Genomic DNA, 10,527 nt, shown 5'->3' with positions numbered 1-10,527 from the left:
GGGCGAGAACCACGTCTTCGCCCGCGCAGGCGGCGAGACGAACGCGCGGTATCTGCCGAAGGACGAAAGCAACCCCTATTTCACCTACGACCCGTCGAAGTGCATCGTCTGCTCGCGCTGCGTGCGCGCCTGCGAGGAGGTGCAGGGCACCTTCGCGCTGACGATCCAGGGCCGGGGCTTCGACAGCCGCGTCTCGGCGGGCATGGCGGGCGACGATTTCCTGGGCTCGGAATGCGTGAGTTGCGGGGCCTGCGTGCAGGCCTGCCCGACCGCGACGCTGCAGGAAAAGAGCACCTATGAGCTTGGCACGCCGGACCGCAAGGTGGTGACGACCTGCGCCTATTGCGGGGTCGGCTGCTCCTTCGAGGCGCAGCTGAACGGGGACCGGCTCGTGCGCATGGTGCCCTGGAAGCACGGCAAGGCGAACCGGGGGCATTCCTGCGTCAAGGGACGCTTCGCCTATGGCTACGCGAGCCACCCGGACCGCATCCTGAACCCGATGATCCGCGAGAGCATCGAGCAGCCCTGGCGCGAGGTGTCGTGGGAGGAGGCGATCGGTTTCGCCGCGGAGCGGCTGCGCACCATTCAGGAGACGCACGGGCGGCAGGCCATCGGCGGCATCACCTCGTCGCGCTGCACCAACGAGGAGACGTACCTGGTGCAGAAGATGATCCGCGCGGTCTTCGGCAACAACAACACCGACACCTGCGCGCGGGTCTGCCATTCGCCCACGGGCTACGGGCTCAAGACGACCTTCGGCACCTCCGCCGGCACGCAGGATTTCGATTCGGTCGAGGCCTCGGACGTCGTCGTGGTGATCGGGGCGAACCCCACCGACGGGCACCCGGTCTTCGCCTCGCGGCTGAAGAAGCGGCTGCGCGCGGGCGCGAAGCTGATCGTGATCGACCCGCGGCGGATCGACCTGGTGCGCACGCCGCACGTGGAGGCCGCGCACCACCTGCCGCTGCGCCCCGGCACCAACGTGGCCGTGCTGACGGCGATGGCGCATGTCATCGTGACCGAGGGGCTGGTGGACGAGGACTTCGTCGCAACCCGGTGCGATCTGGAGGCGTTCGAGGACTGGGTCGGGTTCGTCGCCGAAGAGCGCAACTCGCCCGAGGCGACCGAGGCGCTCACCGGCGTGCCGGCGGCGGAGCTGCGCGCGGCGGCCCGGCTCTATGCCATGGGCGGCAACGGCGCGATCTACTACGGGCTCGGCGTGACCGAGCACAGCCAGGGCTCCACCACCGTCATGGCGATCGCCAACCTCGCCATGGCGACCGGCAACATCGGCCGGCCCGGCGTGGGGGTGAACCCGCTCCGGGGACAGAACAACGTGCAGGGCTCCTGCGACATGGGCAGCTTCCCGCACGAGTTGCCGGGCTATCGCCATGTCTCGGACGATGCCGCGCGCGAGGTCTTCGAGAAGATCTGGGGCGCGACGATCGACGCCGAGCCGGGGCTCCGCATTCCCAACATGCTGGATGCCGCCGTCGCGGGCGAGTTCAGGGGCATCTACATCCAGGGCGAGGACATCCTGCAGTCCGACCCCGACACGCATCACGTCGCTGCCGGCCTTGCCGCGATGGACTGCGTGATCGTGCACGACCTCTTCCTGAACGAGACGGCGAATTACGCGCATGTCTTTCTGCCCGGCTCCACCTTCCTCGAGAAGGACGGCACCTTCACCAACGCCGAGCGGCGGATCAACCGCGTGCGCCGGGTGATGGCGCCGAAGAACGGCTACGCCGACTGGGAGGTGACGCTGCTGCTGGCCAACGCCATGGGGGCGGACTGGGACTACACCCACCCCGCCGAGATCATGGAGGAGATCGCCGCCACCACGCCGAGCTTTGCGGGCGTGACCTATGCGCTGCTGGACGAAAAGGGCTCGGTCCAGTGGCCCTGCAACGCGGCGAAGCCCGAGGGCTCGCCGGTGATGCATGCCGAGGCCTTCGCCAACGGCAAGGGCCGCTTCATGGTCACCGAATACGTGGCCACCGAGGAGCGGACCGGCCCGCGCTTCCCGCTGCTGCTGACGACGGGGCGGATCCTGTCGCAGTACAACGTGGGCGCGCAGACCCGGCGCACAGCCAATACCGTCTGGCATCAGGAGGACGTGCTGGAGATCCATCCGCATGACGCAGAGGTGCGCGGCGTGCGCGAGGGCGACTGGGTCAAGGTGGCCTCCCGCAAGGGGGAGACCTCGCTGCACGCGCATCTGACCGACCGGGTGGCCCCCGGCGTGGTCTATACCACCTTCCACCACCCCGACACGCAGGCCAACGTGGTGACGACCGACTATTCCGACTGGGCCACCAACTGCCCGGAATACAAGGTCACGGCGGTGCAGGTCGCGCCCTCGAACGGGCCGACCGAATGGCAGCGCGACTATGCCGAACAGGCCGAGCGCGCGCGGCGCATCCTGCCGGCGGCGGAGTGATGGCGGCGCCCCGCCTCTCGCCCGTGGCGCACGCGAGGGCGCCCGCGCCCCGGCCGCTGGCCGAGGAGGCGGCGGTCGCGCTCGTCTACAACGGGACGACGCAGGCGGTGATGATGGCGACGCCCGCGGATCTCGAGGATTTCGCGGCGGGCTTCACCCTGACCGAGGGGATCGCGCGCGACCTCTCCGACATCGCCGAGCTGGAGGTGGTCGAACACCCGCAGGGGATCGAGTGCCGGATGTGGCTGGCGGACGACCGGGCCGAGGCGCTCACCGCGCGGCACCGTGCGATGGCGGGGCCCGTGGGCTGCGGGCTCTGCGGGATCGACAGCCTCGAGGCGGCGGCGCGCCCGGCCGCGGAGGTGACGGCGCCGCTCGCCCTGCCCCGCGCCGAGATCCCCCGCGCGATGGAGGCGCTGCGCGCGGCGCAACCGCTGCACGACGCGACGCGCGCGGTGCACGGCGCCGGGCTCTGGGTGCCGGGCGAGGGGCTCGTCGCGGCACGCGAGGACGTGGGCCGGCACAACGCGCTCGACAAGCTCGCCGGCGCGCTCGCGCGCAGCGGTGTGGACGCGCGGCGCGGGGCTGTCGTCCTGACCTCGCGCGTCTCGATCGAGATGGTGCAGAAGGCCGCCGCCATGGGCGCGCCGGCGATCATGGCCGTCTCCGCCCCCACGGCTGCCGCCGTGCGCCTTGCCGAGGAGGCGGGGCTGACCCTCGTCGCCCGCGCGCGCGACGGCGCCTTCGAGATCGCCGCTCACCCGCACCGCATCGTGGAAAGGCCCCCGCATGTCGCCTGACAAGCTCGCCCGGATGGCCAACCAGATCGCCACCTTCTTCAAGGCGCAGCCCGGCGGCGATCACGCGGCGCGGGTGGCGAAGCACCTCGAGGACTTCTGGGAGCCGCGGATGCGCCGGCAGCTTCTGGCCCTCGTGCAAGCGGGCCATGCCGATCTCGACCCGCTGGTGGTCGAGGCGGCGGGACGGATGCGCGCGCCGGCCTGAGCGCCGCGCCCCTGCACACGCTCGGCGCGCCCGTGCGGGCGCATCTCGCGAAGAGGCCCGGCCGCGGGCCGATGAGCGGCCACCTTTCGCGAAAATGATGCGGCCGCGTCACGCCTTTTTGATCTGGGTCAACGCAGCGGCATGCAGTCGTATTCCATATCCGTCATATGACGCGGAGGAGACGCATGACCGATTCCAGAGATTTCACCGCCAGCCGCCGCGGCTTCCTCGGCCTCGCGGCCGGCGCGGGGGCCCTGGCGCTTGCGGGGCCGGGCCGCCCGGCCCGCGCGCAGGTGCGCACGAACGCCCATATCGTGATCCTTGGTGCCGGCGCCGCCGGCACCGCGCTGGCCAACCGGCTGGTCGAACGCCTCGATGGCGCGCGGATCACCATCGTGGACGGACGCGCCGAGCACTGGTACCAGCCGGGCTTCACCCTGATCGCCGCGGGGCTGCAGCCCGCCGATTATTCCGTCAGCACCACGACCCAGTGGCTGCCCGACGGCGTGGACCTCAAGCCCGAGTACGCCGCCGAGATCGACCCGGAGGCGAAGACCGTGGGTCTCGCCGGGGGCGAGATGCTGGATTACGACTACCTGATCGTCGCGCCCGGCATCACGATGGACTGGGACGCGATCGAGGGCTTCTCGCTCGACATGGTGGGCGAGAACGGCATCGGCGCGGTCTATGCGGGCCCCGAGTACGCGGCCAGGACCTGGGCCGCGATGGACCGTTTCACCGATGAGGGCGGCGAGGCCGTCTTCTTCCGCCCGGCGACCGAGATGAAATGCGCCGGCGCGCCGCTCAAGTACACCTTCCTCACCGACGATTACGCGCGGCGCAAGGGCACGCGCGGGGCCACGAACATCACCTACGCGGCGCATTCCGGCAGCCTCTTCAGCGTGCCGATCGTCAACGAGAAGGTCGAGATGCTCTATGACGACCGCGGCGTCGAGCGGCGCTACGATCACGTCATCAAGGCGGTCGATCCGGGGCGCAAGGTGCTGACCTTCGACACGCCCGAGGGCGAGGAAGAGATCCCCTTCGACTTCACCAACATCATCCCGCCGATGCGCGCGCCGGAGGTGGTGCGTCAGTCGGGTCTCTCCTGGGCCGATCGCTGGGTCGATCAGGGCTGGGTCGAGGTGGACCAGAAGACGCTGCGCCACCGCCGCTACCCGGAGGTCTTCGCCGCGGGCGACGTGGCCGGCGTGCCCAAGGGCAAGACGGCCGCGAGCGTCAAGTGGCAGATCCCCGTGATCGAGGAGCACCTCGTCGCGCAGATCGCGGGCGATACGACCGATGCCGCCTACAACGGCTACACCTCCTGCCCGCTCATCACGCGGGTCGGCCGCGCCATGCTGATCGAGTTCGACTACGAGAACCACCTGACGCCGAGCTTCCCCGGCGTGATCGCGCCGCTCGAGGAGCTCTGGATCAGCTGGCTGATGAAGGAGGTGGCGCTGAAAGCCACCTATAACGCGATGCTGCGCGGCAAGGCCTGAGAAGGAGGACGCGACATGGAAGAACTGACCGTAGAGACCCTGATCGCCGTCTTCGAGGAAATGTTCGGCACGTGGCTCTTCTGGGGCCTCGTCGTGGCGGCGGTGGTGATCACGCTCGGCTACATCTACATCCTGATCCGCGACCGCGCGGTGAGCTGGCGGAAATTCCTGCTCGCCCAGCTCTCGATGCCGGTGGGCGCGGTGGCCGCGGTCTACTTCGTCTTCTGGGTGACGAAGTCGGGCTTCGCCGACATGGGCGGGCCGATCGACATCATCGTGCTTCTGGGCGTGGCGGTGGCCGGCGCCGTCGGGGCGGCGATCCTCGTCTACACCGTTCAGTCGATGATCGCCCCGCCCGAACAGGAAAGCTGACCCGCTTTCGCCCGCCGCCGCCCCTCCCTTCGGCGGCGGGCGCTTCGCGGCGGGGCGGGCCGCGCCTTCCGGCGTCTCCCTCGCTCCGCCCGTCTCGCCGCGCTCAGCCGCGCCAGTCCACGACCGTGTCGGGGCTGGCGCGCGTCGTTCGGTAGCCGTTGACCGGATGCGCCGGATCGGCGCGGCCGAAGGCGATGCCGCAGACGATCCAGCGGTCCTCCGGCACGGCGAACCACTCCCGCAGGAAGGGCGCCTGCGTGGCGAGCGCGGCCTGCGCGATACTGGCCACGCCCGCGGCCTGCGCCGCGGTCATGAAGCCGGTGACGAAGGCGCCGCAGTCGAGCACGCCGTAGGTCCCGAGCGCCGCGGGGCTGGTGACGAGGGCGACATGCGGCGCGCCGAAGAAGCGGAAGTTCTCGAGCGTCTGCCGCGCCGAGGCCGCCCGGTCCCCGCGCGTGACGCCGACGGCATCGTAAAGCTGCCAGCCGCAGGCCGAGCGGCGCGCCTTGTAGACGCCCTCGTAGGCCGTCGGAAAGGGGATGTCGGGCGCCGGCGCGGCGGTCTGCGCGCGTGCGTGGAGCGCGGCGCGCAGGCGGTCGGTCTCGGGTTTGCGGGTGACGATCAGCTGCCAGGGCTGCGTGTTGTTCCAGGAGGCCACGCGCTGCGCGGTGGCGACGATGCGGGCGACCGTGGCCTCCGGGATCGGGTCGGCGAGAAAGGCACGGCAGGACCAGCGCGCGGCGAGGAGCCGGTCGAGCGCGGCGAGCGCATCGCCCCCGGGCGCAGTTTCCGGCGCGGTGTCCCGCACGCTGTCGGGCCCGCCGTCGGGCGTAGCGTCGGACCCGCTGGCGGGTGCGTCCTCGTCCGATCGGCGCGCCCTGTCGGGCGCCTCCCTGTCCGCTCGATGCGCCCTGTCGGGCGCGTCTCGCTGCGGCGCGCTCACGCCCGGCCCTCCAGCCAGGCGCGGATGGCCGCGCCATGCTCGCCCCGCGCGGGCGCCGCGCGCAGGCTGGGCATGGCGCCGTCGAAGCGCGGCGCCGGCGCGGGCTGCAGCGTGTCCCCCGCGCGCACCCAGGTCCCGCGCGCGGCGAGATGCGGGTCGCCGGCCGCCTCCTCCGGCGAGAGCACCGGCGCGACGCAGGCCTCCGCGCCCGCGAAATGCGCCGCCCAGTCGTCGCGCCTGCGCTCGGCGAAGCGCCCGGCGAGCCGCGCGGTCAGCCGCGGCCAGCGCTCGGCGTCGAACTGCTCGGCGAAGTCGGCGTCTGCGGCGAGGCCCATGGCGGCGAGGAAGTTGGCGTAGAACTTCGGCTCGAGGCACTGCACCGAGACGAAGCCGCCGCAGGCGCAGGCGTAGGTGCGCGACCAGTGCGGCCCGTCGAGCAGGCTCCGCCCCCGCGCCATGGAAAGCGCGCCCTCGGGCGCCATCGCCATCAGGAGCGCCATCATGTGCGCCGAGCCGTCCACGATCGCCGCGTCCACGACCGTCCCCTGCCCCGTCGCCTTCGCGCGCAGGAGCCCCGCGAGCATGCCGGCGACGAGGTAGAGCGCGCCGCCGCCGATGTCGCCCACCAGCGTCGGCGGCGTCAGCGGCGCGTCGCCCGGCGCCGAGGCATACCAGAGCGCGCCGGAGAGCCCGATGTAATTGAGATCGTGCCCCGCCTCGGCCGCGCGCGGTCCCGCCTGCCCCCAGCCGGTCATCCGGCCGTAGACGAGCGCGGGATTGAGCGCCTGCGCGGCCTCCGGCCCGAGGCCGAGGCGCTCCATCACGCCGGGGCGGAAACCCTCGATCAGCCCGTCGGACCGCGCGGCGAGCGCCTCGAGCACGGCCATGTCCCGCGGCGCCTTCAGATCGAGCGCGATGGAGCGCTTTCCCCGGTCGAGCAGGCTGCGCTCGCCGAGACCGGGCGTGCCCGCGGGCACCTTGCGGTGCACCACGATCACCTCGGCCCCGAGGTCGGCGAGCATCATCCCCGCGAAGGGCGCGGGGCCCAGCGCCTCGATCTCGACGATGCGGATGCCTTCGAGCATGGCCTCTCCTCCTCCCCGGCCGAGCCTGCGCGGGATGGCACGCGCGTGCAAGCCGCCCGCTTGAGGGCTGCGCCGAAGCCTGCCACCCTCCGCGGCGAGGAGAGGGGGACCCGACATGCAGCAGGCAGCGGATTTCGGCGCCGAGAGCGCGGCGCTCGACGCGGTTCTGGACCGGCTGGCGCCCGGGGACTGGCACCGGCCCACGGGGTTCAAGAGCTGGACGCCCGAGGACATCCTCATTCACCTGCATTTCTGGAACCGTGCGCAGGACCTCGCCCTCAGCGATCCGGCGCAGTTCGCGGCGGAGATGGCGCCGATGCGCGCCGCGCTGGATGCCGGGCGCGGGCGCCTGCACGAAGCGCAGGTCGTCCGCGAGCGCGGCCCGGTCCTGCGCGCGGCCTGGGCGGCCTACGCCGGCGAGATGGCGCGGCGCTGGGGCGAGGTGGACCCGAAGCGCCGCGTACCCTGGATCGGGCCGGAGATGTCGGCGAAAAGTGCCATGTCGGCGCGGCAGATGGAAACCTGGGCGCACGGGCTGGCGATCTGGGACATGCTGGGAGCCACGCGCCCGGACGACGACCGGATCGGCAACATCGTGCACCTCGGCGTCGCCGCCTTCGGCTGGTCCTTCGCGGTGCAGGGGCTGGCGCCGCCGCCGCATCTGCCGCGGCTGGAGCTCGTCGCGCCCTCGGGCGCGCTCTGGACCTACGGGGAGGCCGGCTGCCCCGACCGGATCGCGGGACCCGCGGCGGACTTCTGCAAGGTGGTCACGCAGACGCGCAACGTCGCCGATACGGCGCTCCGGGTGCGCGGGCCGGTGGCGCAGGACTGGATGGTTCACGCGCAGTGCTTCGCCGGCCCGCGCGAGACCCCGCCCGGCCCCGGCACACGCGGGCCGCAGGCGCCCTCCGCCGCCGGCGCTTGACAGCGCGCGCCACCCGGCGTCCACTCAACGCCGGGAGGACCGAGCCATGACGCAGACGAGCGAGCTCGCCCAGACGCGCGCCGACCCGCCCGATCCCGAGCGGCTGGAGGCATGGCTCGCCGCCGCGGTCCCGGGCCTCGACGGCCCCATGACGCTGACCCGCATCACCGGCGGGCAATCCAATCCGACGTGGCGCGTCGAAACGCCCGGGCGGTCCCTCGTCCTGCGTGCGAAGCCGCCGGGGGCGCTGCTGCCCTCGGCGCATGCCGTCGACCGCGAGTTCCGCGTCATGCGTGCGCTCGCAGGATCGGGCGTGCCGGTGCCGGAGGTGCTCGCGCTGTGTGAAGATCAATCGGTGATCGGGCGGACCTTCTACGTGATGGAGGATGTGCCGGGGCGCGTTCTTTACGATCCGCGCCTGCCCGGCATGACGCGCGCGGAGCGCGCGGCGGTCTTCGACGACATGAACCGCGTGATCGCGCAGCTTCACAGTCGCTCGCCCGCCGCGCTCGGCCTCGACGACTTCGGACGGCATGGCGCCTACATGGCGCGGCAGGTGGCACGCTGGACGAAGCAGTACCGCGCTTCCGAGACGGCGCCCAATCCGGCCATGGAGACCCTGATCTCTTGGTTGCCCGATCACATGCCCGAGGAGCGCGCGGTGGGTGTGATCCACGGCGACTTCCGGCTCGACAACCTGATGCTGCACCCGACCGAGCCCCGTATCGTCGCCGTGCTCGACTGGGAACTCTCGACGCTCGGCGATCCGATGGCGGATTTCGCGTATCACGCGCTCGCGTGGCGGGTCTCGCCCGATCTCTTCCGCGGCCTCGCGGGGGAGGATCTCGCCGCGCTGGGCATCCCGGACGAGGAGAGCTATCTCGCGCGGTATCTTGCGCGGACGGGGCAGCCGCGTCCGGGGGACTGGACATTCTACCTCGTCTTCAGTCTCTTCCGCATCGCGGCGATCCTGCAGGGTGTGGCCAAACGCGCCGAGGACGGTACCGCCTCCGATCCGCGCGCGTCGGAGACCGGTGCGCTGGCACGGCCGCTGTCGGAACGGGCCTGGGCGCTCGCGCGGGAGGCCGGAGCCCGGACCCCGGGGTGACCCGACGTGCCCGCGCCGGTCACTGGCCGGGGCGGACGGGTATGTTAGGTACGGGATGCGACGGTATGGCCAGCCCCGGCCAGCCGGAGGGGAGAGGACAGGACCGATGGTCTACGCGCCACGCGACAGCACCCGCGCGAGCCGGACGCTCCCCGCGACGCCGACGCTCGACCTCGAGGAGGGCGACGGCTGGCTCGCCATCTGGTTGAACGCGCCGGAGGAGGGCAACCCGCTCACCGCGCAGCGCGTCGCCGACCTCGCGCGGGTCTGCGAAACGCTCGCGCTGCGCCCCGACATCCGCGGCGTGAGCTTCCGCGGGCGGGGTGGCCTCTTCTGCGCGGGCGGGGACCTCTCGATGCTGCGCGCCGCCGCCAACGGCGACGTGGAACGCGAGGCGCTGATCCGCGCCTCCCGCACCACCGGTGCGCTGATGCGACGGGTGGCGACCCTGCCGCAGCTGACCATCATGGCCGTGGAGGGCGAGGCCGTGGCGGGGGGCTGCGGCCTCGTCGCGGCAGGCGACATCGTGGTGGCGCGCCGCGACGCGAGCTTCGCGTTTTCCGAAACGCAGATCGGCGTGGTGCCCGCGCAGATCGCCCCGGTGGTGATGTCGCGCCTCGGCAGCCGCGTCGCGCGGCGGCTGCTGCTGCTCGGCGGGCGGCTTTCGGCCGACGAGGCCGCGCAGGCGGGCCTTGCCGACGTGATCGTGGCCGACGGTCCCGCGCTCGAGGCCGAGCTCGACTCGCTGCGCGCACAGGCGCGGCTCTGCGCGCCCGGGGCCGTCTCGGCGACCAAGCGGCTCCTCATGGACCTGCCGGGGCTCTTCCCGGACGAACAGCTCGACATGGCCGCGCAGGTCTTCGCCGACCAGCTCGACAGCGCCGAGGGCCGCGAGGGGCTCGAGAGCTTCTTCGGCAGACGCCCACCCGACTGGACGCAGGGCGACTAGGGGACCGCGGCGAAGGACGGTATGCGGCGCCGCGCGCACGGCCGGCGTTCGAAGGCGGGTCAGCCCGCCGCCCCGTGCACCAGCGCGCGCAGGAGCGGATTGGGAAAGCGCCGCGCCAGCGTCACGGCGTAGAAGCTCTCGACGATGCCGGGAAGGCGATGCGCTTCGACCAGCGCCCCCTGCGCGAGCTCG

At 72.3% G+C, this 10,527-nt stretch carries 10 protein-coding genes; 8 read left to right on the top strand and 2 right to left on the bottom strand.

Annotated features, from left to right (window positions below; all coding sequences use genetic code 11):
* The 5 genes from fdhF to ACESL7_RS08225 all read left to right on the top strand — a co-directional run.
* Nucleotides 1–2,443, top strand: a 2,443-nt coding sequence (gene fdhF / locus ACESL7_RS08245) for a formate dehydrogenase subunit alpha (protein ID WP_372892838.1), incomplete at its 5' end; no start/stop codon positions are given.
* Nucleotides 2,443–3,243, top strand: coding sequence for a formate dehydrogenase accessory sulfurtransferase FdhD (gene fdhD, locus ACESL7_RS08240; protein ID WP_372892837.1), 801 nt, complete (start codon nt 2,443–2,445; stop codon nt 3,241–3,243). The genes fdhF and fdhD, both read left to right, overlap by 1 nt.
* Nucleotides 3,233–3,448, top strand: coding sequence for a formate dehydrogenase subunit delta (locus ACESL7_RS08235; RefSeq protein ID WP_372892836.1), 216 nt, complete (start codon nt 3,233–3,235; stop codon nt 3,446–3,448). Before fdhD ends, ACESL7_RS08235 begins: the two co-directional genes overlap by 11 nt.
* Before the next feature lie 185 nt (nt 3,449–3,633).
* Entirely contained in the window at nt 3,634–4,953 is a 1,320-nt protein-coding gene (locus ACESL7_RS08230) for an NAD(P)/FAD-dependent oxidoreductase (RefSeq protein ID WP_372892835.1), read from the top strand.
* A 15-nt stretch (nt 4,954–4,968) separates the two neighbouring features.
* A complete protein-coding gene (locus ACESL7_RS08225) occupies nt 4,969–5,325 on the top strand; it encodes a DUF5368 domain-containing protein (RefSeq protein WP_372892834.1) in 357 nt (118 codons plus the stop codon).
* A 103-nt stretch (nt 5,326–5,428) separates the two neighbouring features.
* Here ACESL7_RS08225 and ACESL7_RS08220 read toward each other — a convergent pair whose 3' ends face one another.
* Together ACESL7_RS08220 and ACESL7_RS08215 are read right to left on the bottom strand one after the other, a co-directional pair.
* Nucleotides 5,429–6,133, bottom strand: coding sequence for a nitroreductase (locus ACESL7_RS08220; RefSeq protein ID WP_372892833.1), 705 nt, complete (start codon nt 6,131–6,133; stop codon nt 5,429–5,431).
* A 131-nt stretch (nt 6,134–6,264) separates the two neighbouring features.
* The gene (locus ACESL7_RS08215; RefSeq protein ID WP_372892832.1) at nt 6,265–7,353 is read right to left on the bottom strand and encodes a CaiB/BaiF CoA transferase family protein; all 1,089 of its coding nucleotides are present in this window, start codon (nt 7,351–7,353) and stop codon (nt 6,265–6,267) included.
* A gap of 115 nt (nt 7,354–7,468) precedes the next feature.
* On the opposite strand from ACESL7_RS08215, the gene ACESL7_RS08210 reads away from it, so the two are divergent.
* The 3 genes from ACESL7_RS08210 to ACESL7_RS08200 all read left to right on the top strand — a co-directional run bounded on the left by ACESL7_RS08210 (nt 7,469) and on the right by ACESL7_RS08200 (nt 10,335).
* Nucleotides 7,469–8,278 (top strand): TIGR03084 family metal-binding protein, encoded by an 810-nt coding sequence (locus tag ACESL7_RS08210; protein WP_372892831.1) that lies wholly within the window; start codon nt 7,469–7,471, stop codon nt 8,276–8,278.
* 46 nt (nt 8,279–8,324) lie between these two features.
* Nucleotides 8,325–9,386: a phosphotransferase gene (locus ACESL7_RS08205; protein ID WP_372892830.1), complete on the top strand. Its 1,062-nt coding sequence runs from the start codon at nt 8,325–8,327 to the stop codon at nt 9,384–9,386.
* A gap of 106 nt (nt 9,387–9,492) precedes the next feature.
* Complete coding sequence (locus ACESL7_RS08200; RefSeq protein WP_372892829.1) at nt 9,493–10,335, top strand: enoyl-CoA hydratase/isomerase family protein; 843 nt, start codon at nt 9,493–9,495, stop codon at nt 10,333–10,335.
* Nucleotides 10,336–10,527 lie beyond the last annotated feature (192 nt).

This window comes from Rhodosalinus sp. (genome assembly GCF_041685465.1).
In the GTDB taxonomy this organism is placed as follows: Bacteria; Pseudomonadota; Alphaproteobacteria; order Rhodobacterales; family Rhodobacteraceae; genus Rhodosalinus.
The sequence above is the reverse complement of the archived record's forward strand: the minus strand, read 5'-3'. Positions and strand labels throughout refer to the sequence as shown.

Excerpts from the sequence above, each read along its gene's own strand:
- ACESL7_RS08210 (WP_372892831.1), top strand. The coding sequence starts at position 7,469 with ATGCAGCAGGCAGCGGATTTCGGCGCCGAGAGCGCGGCGCTCGACGCG.
- ACESL7_RS08215 (WP_372892832.1), bottom strand. The coding sequence starts at position 7,353 with ATGCTCGAAGGCATCCGCATCGTCGAGATCGAGGCGCTGGGCCCCGCG.
- fdhD (WP_372892837.1), top strand. The coding sequence starts at position 2,443 with ATGGCGGCGCCCCGCCTCTCGCCCGTGGCGCACGCGAGGGCGCCCGCG.
- ACESL7_RS08235 (WP_372892836.1), top strand. The coding sequence starts at position 3,233 with ATGTCGCCTGACAAGCTCGCCCGGATGGCCAACCAGATCGCCACCTTC.
- ACESL7_RS08225 (WP_372892834.1), top strand. The coding sequence starts at position 4,969 with ATGGAAGAACTGACCGTAGAGACCCTGATCGCCGTCTTCGAGGAAATG.
- ACESL7_RS08200 (WP_372892829.1), top strand. The coding sequence starts at position 9,493 with ATGGTCTACGCGCCACGCGACAGCACCCGCGCGAGCCGGACGCTCCCC.
- ACESL7_RS08205 (WP_372892830.1), top strand. The coding sequence starts at position 8,325 with ATGACGCAGACGAGCGAGCTCGCCCAGACGCGCGCCGACCCGCCCGAT.
- ACESL7_RS08230 (WP_372892835.1), top strand. The coding sequence starts at position 3,634 with ATGACCGATTCCAGAGATTTCACCGCCAGCCGCCGCGGCTTCCTCGGC.